Raw genomic sequence first — 16,284 nt, 5'->3', positions numbered from 1 at the left:
GGTAATGATATGAATTCAGATCGAAATATTACTTTCTCATCTGTATTGTTCGTAGTGGGATATTGTTTAGGTATTTTGGTATTTTTATATCAGGTATTTATATCATCTGACATCCCTATTTCATTTACAACAACAGAAGCTCTGCAAGTTCAAATTCTTCATTTTATTTCTACCTTTTTTATCTTTGTTGCATATTTTTCATCTAACAATAAAATCTTACATTATATAATGCTAGGTTTTATTACAATAGCCCTAGTGATTCAGATTATAATTAATAGGAATATGATGCTTCACGAACAAACAGCGGTAGTAATTTTAAGTTTAGCACCATTACTACACTTATCACTTCTTTTACTAACTTTGATTTATAAGTTCTGTCTAAGGAGTTTCTCTCAAAAAAGGGATTAAAAGAGTTACATATTTACTATTAGATACTAAACCTAATTTCAATCTTAAAGAAATGAAATTAGGTTTTTATTTGCTAAATAATATCTGAAATCCCTTTTTTGTCTATCGATTCCTCTGATAGTAGCACCTTTTTTACATTTGCTCATATAAATTAATTGCTGCATAGTAAAACCTAAACTTTACCAGAAAAAATAACTCATATGGTTGTTTTTTTCGAATTGTAACTTCCTTTAAGTGTAAGTAAGAATAAAAGAGAGGAGTTAAATGGGAATAGTGTATTTCGAAAGAGAACGCACAGAATTTGACGGCAGCTTAAGTAAAAGGTTTACAAGCTACTTTTGGTACATGGAGTATTAGTGGTATTTCCTAATGATTTACAGCAATTGAAATTGTTGGACATGCTGATCTTGATGTTTTGGTAGCTGCAACTAAAACATTTAATCTTCCGGACAGTGTCCAAAACACTCTAGATAAAATAGATAAGCATGCAAATTGGGCTGACATTGGCACCGACAGTGAAGACAAGACTGCTGGCTTTGAGATTACCTAGCTACAGTGATGCCTGCATTTGCCATTTCTCATTATTAAGTTATTATTCTGTCTTTGTTTTGAAAAGTCATGGTCTGGACTTTATTTTTAAATCGCTAGAAGTGTTAAGCAGATATTTGGCCGGAGTTCAGCCAATAGCAAAGATGATTGCTACAAATGGATTCCCAGAAGGCTGGAGAGTGAGGGCCGAGCAAATTGCCAACTGGATACCATAAGAAAAAAAGATGAGGACCTCTAGTCATTTTCCTCATCTTTTTCTATAATTTCCTGACTAGACTCCGTTAGGTAAGCTTGGCTGGAAAAGTTAGGTTTAGATTTTCTTGCTGCATAACGTAATCTTATATGAACAAATGGCTCAAGTATTGTCAAAAAAGTGGCCCCCATTAGTGGAATGCCGTATGTTTCTAATATATCAGCAAATAAGAAAAAGTCACAAGAGATCCATAATAGCAATAAATAGAGAGGAAAATCGATAATGGTAGCCGTGATACTACTTACTTTTCGTAGAATAACTAAATCACCAATTAAAAAGGAAACAGCAAAAACAAATAGGGTGATTCCTATCATACTACGTAGATTTGCTTCACTAAAAATAGCAAGCAATGACAATATGGTAATAACTGTAAATAACAATTTTAATCCGATTGCTCTCCAAAACTCCATTTCTTCACCTCTTCTTCCCAATCTGTCTCACACATTATAATGTGTTTTAAAGAAAGGAAATATACATCCTCTTCTAAATAAACTACGTATTGTGACAATATTCCCCAGGAAATAATTCCATCATTTAATTTTGTCGAGAATGAAATGAATATCTTGAATAATCTTTCGCGTAGATGAATGAGGAATTTCCTTGTTCTTTACAAATATTTTACTTTTTCTACATAATAGCTTCATTTTCGAGCGTTAAAATTGTAGAGATATATGAAATAGAGGAGTGGAGCTTTTATGTTGAAATTCTTTCGTGCTCTCATCGTTAGTTGTCTGTTTTTTACTATCTTTACTTTCAAGCCACTCATGATAAATGCAGCAGAGAATGAATTAAGTTATTATTCGGATAAGGAACAGTCGCTAGCGGTTAATTTTATCGGAAGGTATAACAGTGGTGCCCCGATCGATGATGGTGGAACAGAAATAGTGGCATATGATCCTACAACTAAACATGCTTTTTCGGTTAATGGTTCTGAGAAATCATTAGACATCATGGATTTGTCTGTACTCGGTGAAGGTAAGAAGGAAATCCCTTTGCTAAAGAGGATTACCTTAAGTGATTTAGGGATTGAAGCCGGTGATGTTACAAGCGTGGTAAACGATCCAGCTGGTCGCTTTATTGCGATAAGCGTTCCTGCAGTGAATAAAGTAAATCCAGGCCATGTTGTTTTTTTGACTACATCCGGTGATGTCCTAACAACAGTAGAAGTTGGAGCTTTACCAGATATGGTCACAATTACCCCTGATGGAAAAAAGGTTTTAGTTGCTAATGAAGGAGAGCCGAGTGATGATTATTCAGTAAACCCTGAAGGCTCTGTAAGCATTATTGATGTGTCAGGTGGAGTGAAAAAGGGTGTGGAGCTAAAAGTCACTACTGCAAGATTTTCTGACCAAATAGTGGAAGAGGATGTTCGAAAGGTACACCCTGAAAGTACATATGCGGAGGATCTTGAACCAGAATACATTGTCGTAGAGCCAACAAGTGATTATGCTTATATTGTTTTACAGGAAGCAAATGCCATGGCCAAGCTAAATCTAATAACAGGAAAATTTACTACAGTGAAAAGCCTTGGGTATAAGGATTATTCTATTTCATCCAATCAATTAGATGGTTCCGATAAAGATGATCAGGTCAATATCCGTAATTGGCCGGTTCTATCCCTTTATCAGCCGGATGGAATGGATTTGATCGAAATAAACGGAAAATCCTATATCCTAACAGCAAATGAAGGGGATGCCCAGGATTGGGATGCTTTTTCAGAGGAAGCTCGTGTGAAGGATTTACAGGATAAATATGAGCTTCGTGGAGACCTATATCAAGGTTATACACAAAAGGAATTAGATAGCTTAGTCGAAAATGGATTGTTTGAAGAAGAGCAGCTTGGTCGTTTAAAAACCTCTATTTCTCATCCAATGAATGAAACTGGTAAGTACGAAGCGATCTATGGCTTTGGCGGACGCTCTTTTTCCTTATGGAGTGCAGATACGCTGGAACTCGTATATGATAGTGGATCTGAGTTTGAACGATATATAGCCGAATTTAACCCAACCTATTTTCATTCGAATAATGATGACGATAGCTTTGAATCGAGGAGTGATGATAAAGGCGTAGAACCAGAAAGTGTCATCACTGGGCGTGTTAATGGAACAGATTATGCCTTCATCGGTTTAGAGCGTCAAGGTGGCATCATGGTGTATGATTTAACAAATCCAAATGCGCCAACTTTTGATTCCTATTTTACAACAAGAAATTTTCAGTCATTAGATATGGAGGTAACAAGGGATAGTGGAGATATTGCACCAGAGGGATTGACCTTTATTCCTGGAGAGAAAAGTCCAACAGGGAATCCAGTTTTATTAGTTGCACATGAAGTTAGTGGAACGATAGCAGCTTATGAACTGGGAAAGAGCTCAGATGCCAGCCTAGAAGATTTGAAGCTAGATAATGGAAAGCTTACGCCAAGCTTTTCTCCTGATGTAAAAAAATATGAGGTAGAAGTAGCAGAGACAATCGAAGAACTGACCCTTTCTCCAATTGCTCATTCCAGTTCCGCAACGGTTACGATAAATGGAGAAAAAGATCTCACAAAAGTTCAGAAGCTAGCACCGGGCGATAATTTTTTCCAGATCGAGGTAACGGCAGAAGACGGCACAAAAGAGCTATATGAGTTACATGTAACGAGATTAGCAAGCTTCATTACGACAGATCTTGTATCAGAAAAGGATGGGTTTTTTCTACAAGAGGAAGCCACCAATAATTTAGCTGACAATGGAGTGCTAGAGTTACATGTACCAGTGGAAAAGGACCAGACAAAAGTTGTCTTTTCACCAGAACAGTTGAAGAGGTTAAAGGATAGAAATAGTCAAGTTCATATTATAAAACCGGATGTTCGTTTGAAATTTGATTTGAAATCGTTCCAGACAGATAAGTCGCTAACCTTGTATATGAACAAAGTTAAAGCATCCGAGCTTGAAAAAGCAGAGCAAGCGGAGACAAATGTGTATGAGGTAATATTTGAACAAGAAGGTCAAGCTGTTACATCGCTATTTCAACTATCCTTTTTACTAGAAGACCCAGATCAAGATCATCAAATATACCATTGGGATCAAAACTCCTCTTCCTGGAAGGAAATGGGCGGTGTGATAGACCAGAGCTGGCTTACAGTAGATAGTACCCGATTAGCGAAGTTTGCTGTTTTTTTACCAGAAAATCTTATGGAATCGACCAATCAGGTAGCACAAGAAAAAAAGGAAGAACCGATAGTGAAGAATGAAGAAAACAAAACGGATAAAGTGACGTCAGAGGAGCATTACCTTCCTAATACTGCTACATTTACGTATAACTGGTTGTTAATTGGTGGATTGATACTTGTGATCGGGATTAGTCTTGTTATTCTAACAGCTGCTAGAAGAAAAAGAATCGAGCAAGAAAAGTAAAAAACAGATGACATATGGATAAGAAATTGGTACACTATAAAAAGTAAAATTATATGATAGATAAAACAGTGATAGAATAAATACTATTGCTGTTTTTTTTTCTGTATCAATTGGAATGAAAGAACGTGGAGGTTATCAATTTGGAAGGAACACTTTATTCATTAATTCCTGCAGTATTAATGCTTGTATTAGTCCTGTGGACAAGGAAATTATTATTATCATTAGGAACAGGCATCATCGTTGGTGCATTACTCATACATGATTTCGATATTCTTCTTGCGATACAACAAATATGGCTTGTGTTTCGTGATATTTTTTATACTACAGATGGATGGAATGTTGGGAATTTTTATTTATTAGTTTTTCTCATCCTGCTTGGTATCATGACCGTTTTTATGACGGCATCTGGTGGAAGCAAGGCCTTCGGGGATTGGGCAATAAATAAAATCAAAACACGAAAAAATGCACAAATTATGCCATTTGCATTAGGGATCCTTATTTTCATTGATGATTATTTCAATAGCTTGGCAGTAGGGCAAATAGCTAGACCTGTCACCGATCGTCATAAAATATCCCGCGCGAAGCTTGCTTATTTTATTGATTCGACCTCCGCACCTGTAACGGTTATTACACCGATATCCAGCTGGGGCGCTTATATTATTGGCACACTAGGCTCTATTTTTGTCGCAAACGAAATCGTCGAATATCAGCCATTAGAGGCATTTGTGAAAATGATTCCTTATAATATTTATGCACTAGTAGCGATCGTGTTCGTTCTTCTTGTAGCCTTATTGAATATTAATATAGGGGCAATGAAAAAACATGAGAAGCGCGCTCTTCGTACTGGAGAAGTGTTAGATCCTGCAAAGAATATAGCCGCAGTACAAGCAAAGGAAGTTCATATTTTCAATAAGCATGGAAAAATAATCGATCTTGTTATTCCTATTGCCGTTCTTATTGTTGCAACGGTTGCAGCTATGTTAGTAACGGGCAAAATGGCATTAGATGAAGAGGCAACGGTGCTCAAGCTTTTTGAAAATACGAACGTGAATCTCTCGTTATTTGTTGGAGGATTATTTTCTGTAATAACAGCATTGTTGCTCTATTTACGATTACCAAACCGCCAGCTTTCTATTGCGAAAATTAGCTGGAAGGGCACACTGTCCATGATGCCAGCAATTTATATTTTAGTATTAGCATGGATGATTGGTGCCATCATTGAAATTATTGATACTGGTGGTTTCTTGGCGCAATTAATCGATAAGGTTGCCTTTAATCCTGACTATTTAGCTTTATTATTATTTATTCTAGCCGGATTTATGGCATTAGCCACTGGGACATCATGGGGAACTTTTGGAATTATGCTTCCGATCGCCGCACAAATAGCTGTTTTATATGATGTATCTTATGTGATCCCTGCAATGGCAGCAGTGCTTGCAGGCTCTGTCTTTGGAGATCATTGTTCACCAATCTCTGATACGTCGATCTTATCCTCAACCGGTGCTGGTTCGGATCACATGGATCATGTAATCACCCAACTACCATATGCCTTTATCAGTGCATTAGCGGCTGGAATCGGCTATTTATTCTTAGGAATAACCGATCAAATTGGCATTGCTTTACTTATGGCTTTTGTTACGATACTATTATTTGTAGTTTGGTTTATTTGGAATAAAAGACAAAGTGAATAAATAAGGTCTTCTAGGGTTCCGCAATAAAAATTGGTCAGGTCCGAGAGAAGACACACAGCTGCTGCTAGCTGTGACACGGAGGGATAAAAGCCTGGGAGATGAATCAATCTCTTAGGCTTTTTTATTTTAAGAAGAGGGGGTTTTTTTATGTATAAGGAATGGTTAAAGGTTTTTATTGCAGCAATTTTCGAGGTAATATGGGTGATCGGTTTAAAACATGCGGATAGTGTTCTGGAGTGGTCAGGCACATTTGTTGCTATTGTTATCAGCTTTTATTTTCTGATAATGAGTGGACAAAAGCTTCCTGCAGGTACGAGCTATGCAGTGTTTGTTGGGCTCGGGACAGCAGGAACTGTTTCCATGGAGATGCTCGTTTTTGGCGGAGAATTCCATCTCGGAAAGATTTTGCTTATTGTGCTTCTTTTAGTGGGAGTAATTGGTTTGAAAATAACGACAGATCAGCATGCGGATAAAGGAGGAGAAGCGTAATGGACTGGATTATACTTGTTCTTTCAGGTTTATTCGAAACAGCGGGTGTGATGATGATTAGCAGATGGCATATGACGAAAAAGGGATTCGATTTATTGGGGATGATCGTAAGCTTTATGATTAGCTTTGTTGGCTTAACCTATGCTCTAGAAACGATCTCCATGGGTACCGCTTATGCAATTTGGACAGGAATAGGTGCAGCAGGTGGAGTACTAGTTGGTATGTTGTTCTTTCATGAACCGAAGGATAGAAAACGAATCTTCTTCCTTTTATTAATCATCGGATCGGTTGTTGGCTTGAAATTGATTTCTTGATTAAAGGCGTTTAAGGGGGAGCAGGGGGTTGGTCTATTAGGGCGAGATAACCAAGATAATAATGGTTGTATCAAACGATCAAACGAGATAACCAAAATAAAAATAACAAACGATGCTCTGAGTAAAAAAATACTCCCTTCAGCTATCTAAAGGGAGTGTAACAGCAGCATTTTAATAAAGTGGTAAAACATATAATAGTACACTAAAGAAGTGTGTAATGCTACCACCTAATACAAATAAATGCCAAATTGCATGATGGTATTTGAAGCCTCGCCAAACATAGAAGACAGCCCCAACTGTGTACAGCACACCGCCGATAATTAAAAGCATTAACCCATTGGGATGTAGGTTGTCGACAAGTGGTGGCCATACAAATACAATTAGCCAGCCCATCAGAACATAAAGAAGGGTAGAAATCATTAAAAATTTCTTGACGAAAAACACCTTGAAAACAGTCCCGCCAATGGCTAGCCCCCAAATGACGCCAAAAAGTGTCCAGCCTTCCCAGCCTTTAACAATGATGAATAAGAATGGGGTGTAAGATCCGGCAATAAAAAAATAAATCGAAGAATGATCCAGTATTTCAAAAATATTTTTCGCTCTTCCCTTTGGTAAGCTATGTACAAGAGTCGAGGATGTATAAAGTAATACCATCGTCACACCAAATAAAGTAAAGCTAACAATATGCCATGGTGTTCCGAATAGTGAGGCATTTACGATCAAAATGACTAATCCCGCAATACTTAATACCATTCCAATGCCATGGGTAATAGCATTGGCGATTTCTTCTCCTAGCGTAAATTCATGTGTAGATCCCATTATTTGCTTCCTTTCTCTACTTTCTCTATCCTATTATCTTCCTATCTAGAGTGGAATGCAAATAGATCGCTATCCTAAGAAATAAATCCACTGTATACTTGGTCATTTTCCATTAGATCAATAATTTTTAGAAAATGCTCCTCTTTTTTGTAGATGATTTTATACTGTTTCTCTTTATCCCCATTGACAAGAAACATAATTCGACTCCCGGGATTATCTTTTTCCAAATGGAATGTTAATCCGTTTGTGTCGACTTGTTCGACGACTGTACTATACTCAGTAAAGGATGTTAGATTGGCTGGCTTATTTGGATAATGCGTATCATCATACTCTTCTGCATCTTCCTTGGTACGATCCTGTGATTTCAGTAGTTTTCCAGTAGAGGCATCGACTTGAAATTCATATTCACCGGTTCTGCTTTCGATTTCTACTTCGTAATAATGATCATCCTCTTCGAAGGAAAGATCAACTTCCTCGATAAATCCGTCAGCCTGCGCAAATGCTGTTTTCAAAGCTTGTTCGGCCGTTATCGCTTCCTGATTATCAGTGGAAGCCCATGCAATCGTGACTCCACCAAAAATAACGGTTGTGACAGCTGCTCCTACTAATAGTACTTTTTTCATGTTTTCTTCCTCCTTCATTTCTATTCATCTTCACTATACCTTTTAGAAATGAGAGAAGAATAAGAGAAAAATGAGAATTTGATTAGAATTCACAATAAGTCTATCTTATAAATTCTGCAATTCATCCACTGTAATAAAGGAGTAGCCTTGACTCGTTAATAATTGAAGGATTTCTTCCAATAGCTGAAGCTCTTCACCTGATTGATCATACATCGGGTGTAAAAGGATAATGGAGCCTGGTTCTATTTTTTCTTGCACATACGCTAACTTATCCTCTGCTGTATCTGGTTCTATGTTCCATGTAATCGTTTCTCGATCGTGCTTCGATAAATAATAGGGTAGACCGAAAAGCTTTTTGCCAAAAGGAGGACGGAAATCAATTTCTTCTTGATAGCCTGCCTCGCGAATTAATTGATCTGTCTTCGTTATTTCCTGCTTAATAAATTGTTGTGATTGGAATATCATTCTTTCATGAGAAAAGGTGTGATTTCCAATTTGATGGCCAGCCTCTACAATTTTTCTAGTTTGTTGTGGGTTGTTCTTCATATCCTTCCCTATTAAAAAGAACGTAGCTTTTGCTTGATAATCATCCAATAATGCGAGAATAGCATCTACCTTTTCAGTCGGCCCATCATCAAAGGTTAGAGCCACCACCAACTCATCTGTTTCTACTTGATTGGTTAGTCCTCCAAAAATCTGAAAACTTCTTGCATTCATAAGGTAATAGGCTGAAGCAAACAGAAGGCATACTATTCCAATAAAACAACAGACTATCAGCGTGATTTTTCGTTTCATCCTATCGCTTCCTTTTTATTTTTATTATATTATAAGTTCTAGTTTGGTAGGATAGTACATAAAATAAAAAAAATTCGTCATAAATATGGCAAAATAGTTTGTTGTTTGGATAAACTTAGTTATAATAGAATATAGAAAAACAGAAAGAACCATGATAAAATATGATAACGCTATCAATTAGAGGCGGAAGGAAGGAGAGTCAACCATGAAAATGATTCAAAATCCTGTATTACTTGGGTTTAATCCGGATCCATCGATACTTCGAGTAGAGGATAATTATTACATAGCTGTATCTACTTTTGAATGGTTTCCAGGTGTACAAATCTATCATTCTAGGGACTTAGTGAACTGGGAACTGATAGGTTATCCTCTTACACGTTCCTCCCAGCTTAACATGCTAGGAAATTTGAACTCAGGCGGTGTTTGGGCACCATGTCTTTCCTATTCAGATGGAACTTATTATCTTATTTTTACGGATGTGAAGAGTAGAAAGGGAGCATTTAAGGATACCCATAACTATTTAGTGACAGCAGAAAGTATTACAGGGCCATGGTCAGACCCAATTTATCTAAATAGTAGTGGCTTTGATCCATCCTTATTCCATGATGAGGATGGGAAGAAGTGGTTAGTCAATATGATTTGGGATCATCGCAAGGGCACGAACTCTTTTGCGGGTATCGCTCTACAGGAATATTCCGTTAAAGAGCAAAAATTAGTCGGACCAATACGAAATATCTTTAAAGGGACAGAGTTAAGAAAAACGGAAGCACCACACGTATACAAAAGAAATGGCTACTACTATTTATTAACAGCCGAAGGTGGCACAGAATATGATCATGCAGCAACAATGGCTCGCTCTCGATCGCTTTTTGGTCCATATGAGGTGGATCCAATGAACCCGATCTTAACCTCTGATAAGTCTGATGAAGATCAGTTGCAAAAAGCGGGACATGGTTGCTTGGTCGAAACACAAAATGGAGAATGGTATATGGCACATTTATGTGGGCGACCTGTGATCGATAAAAAAAGTATTTTAGGTAGAGAAACGGCTATACAAAAATGCTACTGGACAGACGATGATTGGCTTCGTATCGAAAATGGTCCAAACCCAAGCAAGGAAGTACCGGCACCTGATCTGCCAGTGTCAGAAGCAGTAACCATTCCGCTTCACGATGATTTTAATGAAGAGACACTAGCTTTACATTGGAATGCATTAAGAAGGACCTTTGAAGAAAAATGGTATTCGCTTAAAGACCGTCCTGGTTATCTCCGTCTATATGGGGAAGAATCGATGAATTCGTTTCATCGTCAGAGTATGGTAATGAGGCGACTTGAGCATTTCCAAGTAGAATTAGAGACCTCTGTAGAATTTGAACCAGAAAATTTCCAGCAAATGGCAGGATTGATGATTTATTATGATACAGAGGATCATGTGTATTTACGCATAACAGAACACGAAACCTTAGGAAAATGTATTGGAATCATCGAAACAAAATATGGAAGCTATGAAGAATTGCTAGAAAAGGATATCGCACTTCCTAACGATCAACCAATCTATTTAAAAGCAGTCATTCATGATCATTTATTACAATTTTACTACCGATTAGATACAGATGAATGGCAGCAGATTGGCGAAAAAATAGACATTGGTCACTTATCAGACGACGATTCTGATTATGTACGATTTACAGGAACGTTTGTCGGTATGGCCGCACAGGATCTGAGTGGACAGCATAAAAAAGCTGATTTTGATTATTTTAACTATAATATTTTAACATAGGAGGTAATTTTCTTGAAAAAAGCATTAATCTTTCAAGGTGGTTGGGAAGGACATGAACCAAAACAAGTAGCAGATATACTAGCAGGTTTATTAGAAGAAAAGGATTTTCAGGTTAAAATCACGGATACGTTAGAGACACTGAAAGAAGATGATCTGACAGAATATGATTTGATTGTACCAAACTGGACACAAGGTACAATCGAACAGGATCAGCTACAGCCGTTATTGAAAGCAGTTGAACAGGGCACAGGATTGGCAGGACTTCATGGTGGAATGGGTGATTCCTTTCGGATGGAGGTAGACTATCAATTTATGGTTGGTGGCCAATGGGTCGCACACCCTGGTAATGATGGAGTAGAATACAAGGTGCATATCAAGGATCCAGATCATCCGTTAACAGAAGGAATGGAGGATTTTACAGTAGTATCTGAGCAATATTATATGCATGTTGATCCGGCCATTCATGTTCATGCAACGACTCGCTTCCCTGTTGCAGAAGGACCATATCAAACAAACGGAGAAGTGGATATGCCAGTTGTATGGACGAAAAAATGGGGAGAGGGAAAGGTTTATTACTGTGGGTTAGGTCATGTCGCGGAAATTGTCAAAATGCCAGAGGTACTTCAATTAATGCAAAGAGGTATGACTTGGGCAAGCAGATAGGAGTGGAAGCATGAATCAATTAAATGTAGGTATTATTGGTTGTGGAAATATTAGTCGAATCTATTTGGAAAATGCAAAACGCTTTAAGAATTACACGATTCAAGCCGTGGCAGATTTGGTGCTTGATCGTGCCAAAAGTCATGCAGCGGAATATGGCGTTCCAAAGGCCTATACGACAGAGGAGCTTTTGTTAGATCCTGAAATTGATTTCGTTATTAATTTGACGATACCAGCTGTTCATGCGGAGATAGCGATAAAGGCATTGGAAAATGGCAAGCATGTATATGGCGAAAAGCCTCTAGCAGTTACAAGAGAAGAAGCGAATAAAATGCTAGAGTTAGCCAAAGAAAAAGGATTATATATCGGAAATGCACCTGATACCTTCTTAGGGGGAGGGATTCAAACATGTAAGAAGCTTTTGGATGATGGTGTGATTGGCAAGCCTATTTCAGCTACGGCGTTTATGATGATCCCAGGACACGAGCGTTGGCATCCGGATCCTGCCTTTTATTATCAGGTAGGTGGTGGTCCTTTATTCGATATGGGTCCTTATTATTTAACAGCCCTTATTGCATTAATTGGGCCAATCAGTCGCGTAACAGGGTCTGCCCAAATGACCTATAAGGAACGTACGATTACTAGTAAACAAAAGTATGGCGAGAAGATTAAGGTCGAAACTCCAACACAGATTAATAGTGTTTTAGATTTTGAAAATGGTGCCGTCGCTTCCATGGTCATGAGCTTTGATACATGGCATCATGGATTACCACATATCGAGATATATGGGACAGAAGGAAGCATGATCGTTCCAGATCCGAATACATTCGGTGGCCCTGTTATGATTCGAAGAAAAGACGACAGTGATTGGACTGAGGTTCCTTTAACACATGGGTTTACCGATAATAGTCGGGGCTTAGGGGTTGCTGAGATGGTCGATGCTATTTTAGCCAAACGAACTGCAAGAACAGATGGAACGCTCGCCTACCATGTGTTAGATATTATGCATGGGATACATGATGCCTCATCAGATGGGAAGCATTATATTGTTCCAAGCCATTGCAAACAGCCAGAGCCGTTACCAGAAGGAATAGCTGAGGACTATTTTGCATAAAAACGATGAGTGAGTTTTACCAATCATTTTGCAGAAAGGATTAGGTGATGGAAATGAAGTTAGGTGTATTTGCTGTACTATTTGGTGATAAGTCATTGGAGGAAGCTTTGGATAAGGTAGCAGAAGCAGGTCTTGAGACGGTGGAGATTGGCACAGGGGGCTATCCAGGTAATGCCCATTGTAATCCCGATGAATTATTAGCAGATGAAGGAAAGCTATCTGCCTTTAAAGAAGCATTTGAGCAAAGAAACTTAGAAATTAGTGCCCTTAGCTGTCATGGAAACCCCCTTCACCCGAACAAAGCAATAAGCGAACAGCATCATAAGCAATTTGAAAAAACCGTCCTACTTGCTGAAAAGATCGGGGTAAATACGGTGATCACCTTCTCAGGATGCCCAGGAGAATCAGAGCATTCGAAGTATCCAGTATGGGTAACTGCTGCATGGCCAGATGATCACCCTGAAGTACTCGAATGGCAATGGCAAGAGCGCGTCATTCCGTATTGGAAGAAGCAAAATGACTTCTTGGCGGAACACGGTGTACGAGTAGCGATTGAGCCACATCCTGGCTTTGTTGTCTACAATAATGAAACCGCCCTAAAATTAAGAGAAGTCTGTGGAAACCAAATTGGTGTTAACTTTGACCCAAGCCATTTATATTGGCAGCAGATGGATCCTGTTGTCAGCATTAAAGAGTTAGGGAAGCATAAGGCACTGTACCATTTTCATGCAAAGGATACAGGAATGGATGAGCAAAATACAAAAGCAAACGGTGTACTTGATACGAAACCATACAGTGATGAATTAAATAGGGCATGGATATTCCGAACCGTTGGCTATGGTCATGGAGAGGAAGAGTGGAAGCGAATCATCAGTGCATTACAGCTGATCGGTTATGAAGGAGCTATCTCGATCGAGCATGAGGATAGTTTAATGTCTGTTGAGGAAGGGTTTCATAAAGCCGTAGAAGTATTGAAAAATGCATTAATCAAAGAAAAGGTTGGTGAAATGTGGTGGGCATAACAAGTAAACCTGTAAGAATTGGAATGATAGGATATCAATTTATGGGAAAAGCACATAGTCATGCTTATCGTGATTTACCATTTTATTTTGACAATCCATTAAAGCCTGAGCTAAAAGTCATTGCTGGAAGAAATGAAGAGGCCGTGAAGGAAGCACAAGAAAAAATGGGCTGGGAAAGCTATGAAACCGATTGGCGAAAAGTAGTGGAGCGAGACGATATTGATGTGATTGATATTGTGACACCGAACCATACACATGCCGAAATTGCGATTGCGGCAGCAGAAGCGGGTAAGCATATCATTACAGAAAAGCCTCTTGCGCTAACTGTGGAAGAAGCAGAGCAAATGCTAGCAGCAGTGAAGAAGAACGGGGTAAAGCACATGATTTGTCATAATTATCGCTTTGCCCCTGCTGTACAGTTTGCCAAAAAGCTGATCGAACAAGGCAAGCTTGGACGTATTTTCCATTATCGTGCTCATTATTTACAGGATTTCATCATTGATCCTAGCTTTCCACTAGTCTGGCGCTTGAAAAAGGAAGTGTCTGGATCTGGTGCCTTAGGGGATATCGGTGCACATAGTATTGACCTTGCTCGTTTTTTGATTGGAGAATTCACCGAAATTGTTGCGACAATGGAAACCTTTATTAAAGAACGTCCAATTGGTGAAATGACGGGTGGTTTAAGTGCGAAAGGCGATTCAACGAAAATGGGTGAGGTCACGGTGGATGATGCTGTAGCGTTTCTCGCTCGATTTGAGAATGGAGCACTAGGGACATTTGAAGCAACTCGTTTTGCTAATGGTAATCGCAATAAGAATAAATTTGAAATCAATGGGGAGAAAGGCTCTGTTCGTTGGGATATGGAAAATATGAATAACCTAGAACTCTACTTAGCGAGTGATGAGGAAGGAGAGCAAGGCTTCCGTTTAATCAATTGTACCGAGGAAGTGCATCCATATGTTGGAGCGTACTGGCCTGCTGGGCATATCATTGGCTATGAGCATACGTTTATTCATTTAATTGACGAATTTTTCCGAGGGATTGCAGAGGATTACCAACCAGCACCGAATTTTGAGGATGGTGTCCAAAATCAAAAATTGCTTGATGCGATTGAACAATCTGCGGAGGAAAGACGTTGGATTAAGCTCTGATGAAAAAGAATCCTGTTTTAGCATACAAGGAGTGACAGATGTGAGCAATAGGATGAAGGCTGCCGTATTAAATAAACCCTTGGATATAGAAGTGAAAGAAGTACCGATTCCAGAAATCCAAGCAGATCAGGTCCTAATCAAAGTACACTGTATAGGAATTTGTGGTTCGGATGTTCATTACTATGAGCATGGAAAAATTGGTCGATATGAGGTGAAGGAGCCAATCATTTTAGGTCATGAAATGGCTGGCGATATAGTGGCAGTTGGTGACAGTGTCAGAAATCTAACAGTTGGAGAAAGGGTTGCGGTAGAGCCAGGTGTGACCTGTGGTAGATGTGATTATTGCAAGGAAGGTCGCTACAATTTATGTCCAGATGTGGTTTTTATGGCAACACCACCAGTTGATGGTGCATGGGCGGAATATGTCGCTGTCCGTAGTGATTTTGTCTTTCCATTACCTGATGGGATGAGCTATGAAACGGGGGCATTACTCGAACCGTTTTCCGTTGGGATGCATGCCATGAACCGGGGAAAGGTAAAGCCTAGTGATCGTATGCTCATTACAGGACTAGGCCCAATAGGACTGTTGACAATACAAGCGGCTCGGCTATATGGGGTAAAAGAGATTTATGCAACAGATGTTGTACCATTTCGCTTAGAATTAGCCAAGAAATTAGGAGTAACTGCTGTGATTGACCCATCTAAGGAATCATTAGCTGAGAGATTAGAGCAATTGACAGCTGGAAAAGGTATGGATGTATCAATAGAAACGTCTGGAAATCCGCGGGCAGTACAGGACGTCTTGACCGTGACAAGAAGAGGTGGAAGGATAGTTCTTGTCGGTCTGCCGGCAGCAGAGGAAATTGGCATCGATATTACGCATTTAGTTGACTCAGAGTATGATGTTCATGGACTTTTTCGCTATGTCAACACCTATCCCGCGGCAATCCAAGGCTTGAGTGATCAGGAAATGAATATAGAACAGATCGTTACCCATCAATATTCTCTGGATCAAATAGAAGAAGCCGTTGAAAAAGCTAGAATTGAAAAGGATACGAGTATTAAAATTATGATCTATCCTGATCGTAGTCTTTTAAACTCTTAATTTGTTGAACATGAGAACAGCTTATTTTGGGATTCGCAAAATAAGCTGTTTTTTGACAACTTTAGAAAAATACTTACTTTTTCTGGGCGATGTGCTATAATTTATGTGAGAATAAT

General features: G+C 38.8%; 15 protein-coding genes and 1 riboswitch. Of the genes, 11 read left to right on the top strand and 4 right to left on the bottom strand.

The window, feature by feature from the left end; all coding sequences use genetic code 11:
• Nucleotides 1–893: 893 nt before the first annotated feature.
• Nucleotides 894–1,172, top strand: coding sequence for a hypothetical protein (locus DLJ74_RS20275; RefSeq protein WP_146202418.1), 279 nt, complete (start codon nt 894–896; stop codon nt 1,170–1,172).
• A 19-nt stretch (nt 1,173–1,191) separates the two neighbouring features.
• On the opposite strand, the gene DLJ74_RS01550 is transcribed toward DLJ74_RS20275, so the two are convergent.
• Nucleotides 1,192–1,620, bottom strand: coding sequence for a DUF2512 family protein (locus DLJ74_RS01550; protein ID WP_054861059.1), 429 nt, complete (start codon nt 1,618–1,620; stop codon nt 1,192–1,194).
• A 285-nt stretch (nt 1,621–1,905) separates the two neighbouring features.
• Between DLJ74_RS01550 and DLJ74_RS01545 the strand changes: the two genes are divergently transcribed.
• The 4 genes from DLJ74_RS01545 to DLJ74_RS01530 all read left to right on the top strand — a co-directional run bounded on the left by DLJ74_RS01545 (nt 1,906) and on the right by DLJ74_RS01530 (nt 7,099).
• Nucleotides 1,906–4,605 carry a choice-of-anchor I family protein gene (locus DLJ74_RS01545; protein WP_109983059.1) on the top strand — a complete coding sequence of 900 codons (2,700 nt, stop codon included), beginning with the start codon at nt 1,906–1,908 and terminating at the stop codon, nt 4,603–4,605.
• A 140-nt stretch (nt 4,606–4,745) separates the two neighbouring features.
• Nucleotides 4,746–6,296, top strand: coding sequence for a Na+/H+ antiporter NhaC family protein (locus DLJ74_RS01540; protein ID WP_109983058.1), 1,551 nt, complete (start codon nt 4,746–4,748; stop codon nt 6,294–6,296).
• Nucleotides 6,296–6,396: riboswitch (guanidine-I (ykkC/yxkD leader) on the top strand. (Overlaps the previous gene by 1 nt.)
• Before the next feature lie 47 nt (nt 6,397–6,443).
• On the top strand, nt 6,444–6,785 hold the full coding sequence (locus DLJ74_RS01535) for a DMT family transporter (RefSeq protein ID WP_054788542.1): 342 nt from the start codon (nt 6,444–6,446) through the stop codon (nt 6,783–6,785).
• Complete coding sequence (locus DLJ74_RS01530; protein ID WP_054861056.1) at nt 6,785–7,099, top strand: DMT family transporter; 315 nt, start codon at nt 6,785–6,787, stop codon at nt 7,097–7,099. Before DLJ74_RS01535 ends, DLJ74_RS01530 begins: the two co-directional genes overlap by 1 nt.
• 171 nt (nt 7,100–7,270) lie before the next feature.
• Here DLJ74_RS01530 and trhA read toward each other — a convergent pair whose 3' ends face one another.
• The 3 genes from trhA to DLJ74_RS01515 form a co-directional block, all read right to left on the bottom strand.
• Nucleotides 7,271–7,918: a PAQR family membrane homeostasis protein TrhA gene (trhA, locus tag DLJ74_RS01525; RefSeq protein ID WP_109983057.1), complete on the bottom strand. Its 648-nt coding sequence runs from the start codon at nt 7,916–7,918 to the stop codon at nt 7,271–7,273.
• Between the two features lie 74 nt (nt 7,919–7,992).
• Nucleotides 7,993–8,541, bottom strand: coding sequence for a PepSY domain-containing protein (locus tag DLJ74_RS01520; protein WP_109983056.1), 549 nt, complete (start codon nt 8,539–8,541; stop codon nt 7,993–7,995).
• A 105-nt stretch (nt 8,542–8,646) separates the two neighbouring features.
• Complete coding sequence (locus tag DLJ74_RS01515; protein WP_054861054.1) at nt 8,647–9,336, bottom strand: polysaccharide deacetylase family protein; 690 nt, start codon at nt 9,334–9,336, stop codon at nt 8,647–8,649.
• Between the two features lie 205 nt (nt 9,337–9,541).
• On the opposite strand from DLJ74_RS01515, the gene DLJ74_RS01510 reads away from it, so the two are divergent.
• The 6 genes from DLJ74_RS01510 to DLJ74_RS01485 are packed head-to-tail and all read left to right on the top strand — an operon-like array spanning nt 9,542 to nt 16,168.
• Nucleotides 9,542–11,116, top strand: a complete 1,575-nt coding sequence (locus tag DLJ74_RS01510) for a glycoside hydrolase family 43 protein (RefSeq protein WP_109983055.1) — start codon at nt 9,542–9,544, stop codon at nt 11,114–11,116.
• 12 nt (nt 11,117–11,128) lie between these two features.
• The gene (locus DLJ74_RS01505; protein ID WP_109983054.1) at nt 11,129–11,779 is read left to right on the top strand and encodes a ThuA domain-containing protein; all 651 of its coding nucleotides are present in this window, start codon (nt 11,129–11,131) and stop codon (nt 11,777–11,779) included.
• Nucleotides 11,780–11,789: 10 nt separating this feature from the next.
• Nucleotides 11,790–12,890 (top strand): Gfo/Idh/MocA family protein, encoded by a 1,101-nt coding sequence (locus DLJ74_RS01500; RefSeq protein ID WP_109983053.1) that lies wholly within the window; start codon nt 11,790–11,792, stop codon nt 12,888–12,890.
• A 53-nt stretch (nt 12,891–12,943) separates the two neighbouring features.
• Nucleotides 12,944–13,912, top strand: a complete 969-nt coding sequence (locus tag DLJ74_RS01495; protein ID WP_109983052.1) for a sugar phosphate isomerase/epimerase family protein — start codon at nt 12,944–12,946, stop codon at nt 13,910–13,912.
• A complete protein-coding gene (locus DLJ74_RS01490) occupies nt 13,909–15,063 on the top strand; it encodes a Gfo/Idh/MocA family protein (RefSeq protein WP_109983087.1) in 1,155 nt (384 codons plus the stop codon). The genes DLJ74_RS01495 and DLJ74_RS01490 overlap by 4 nt, the downstream gene beginning before the upstream one ends.
• Before the next feature lie 52 nt (nt 15,064–15,115).
• Entirely contained in the window at nt 15,116–16,168 is a 1,053-nt protein-coding gene (locus DLJ74_RS01485) for an NAD(P)-dependent alcohol dehydrogenase (RefSeq protein ID WP_109983086.1), read from the top strand.
• The last annotated feature ends 116 nt before the right edge of the window (nt 16,169–16,284 follow it).

This window comes from Gracilibacillus dipsosauri, from assembly GCF_003176895.1.
GTDB lineage: Bacteria > Bacillota > Bacilli > Bacillales > Amphibacillaceae > Gracilibacillus > Gracilibacillus dipsosauri.
This window is presented reverse-complemented; position numbering and strand designations above follow the sequence as displayed.

What these genes read in the sequence shown, in the direction of transcription:
- DLJ74_RS01535 (WP_054788542.1), top strand. Translation starts at nt 6,444, where the DNA reads ATGTATAAGGAATGGTTAAAGGTTTTTATTGCAGCAATTTTCGAGGTA.
- DLJ74_RS20275 (WP_146202418.1), top strand. Translation starts at nt 894, where the DNA reads ATGCAAATTGGGCTGACATTGGCACCGACAGTGAAGACAAGACTGCTG.
- DLJ74_RS01515 (WP_054861054.1), bottom strand. Translation starts at nt 9,336, where the DNA reads ATGAAACGAAAAATCACGCTGATAGTCTGTTGTTTTATTGGAATAGTA.
- DLJ74_RS01520 (WP_109983056.1), bottom strand. Translation starts at nt 8,541, where the DNA reads ATGAAAAAAGTACTATTAGTAGGAGCAGCTGTCACAACCGTTATTTTT.
- DLJ74_RS01485 (WP_109983086.1), top strand. Translation starts at nt 15,116, where the DNA reads ATGAAGGCTGCCGTATTAAATAAACCCTTGGATATAGAAGTGAAAGAA.
- DLJ74_RS01550 (WP_054861059.1), bottom strand. Translation starts at nt 1,620, where the DNA reads ATGGAGTTTTGGAGAGCAATCGGATTAAAATTGTTATTTACAGTTATT.
- DLJ74_RS01510 (WP_109983055.1), top strand. Translation starts at nt 9,542, where the DNA reads ATGAAAATGATTCAAAATCCTGTATTACTTGGGTTTAATCCGGATCCA.
- DLJ74_RS01545 (WP_109983059.1), top strand. Translation starts at nt 1,906, where the DNA reads ATGTTGAAATTCTTTCGTGCTCTCATCGTTAGTTGTCTGTTTTTTACT.
- DLJ74_RS01530 (WP_054861056.1), top strand. Translation starts at nt 6,785, where the DNA reads ATGGACTGGATTATACTTGTTCTTTCAGGTTTATTCGAAACAGCGGGT.
- DLJ74_RS01500 (WP_109983053.1), top strand. Translation starts at nt 11,790, where the DNA reads ATGAATCAATTAAATGTAGGTATTATTGGTTGTGGAAATATTAGTCGA.
- DLJ74_RS01495 (WP_109983052.1), top strand. Translation starts at nt 12,944, where the DNA reads ATGAAGTTAGGTGTATTTGCTGTACTATTTGGTGATAAGTCATTGGAG.
- trhA (WP_109983057.1), bottom strand. Translation starts at nt 7,918, where the DNA reads ATGGGATCTACACATGAATTTACGCTAGGAGAAGAAATCGCCAATGCT.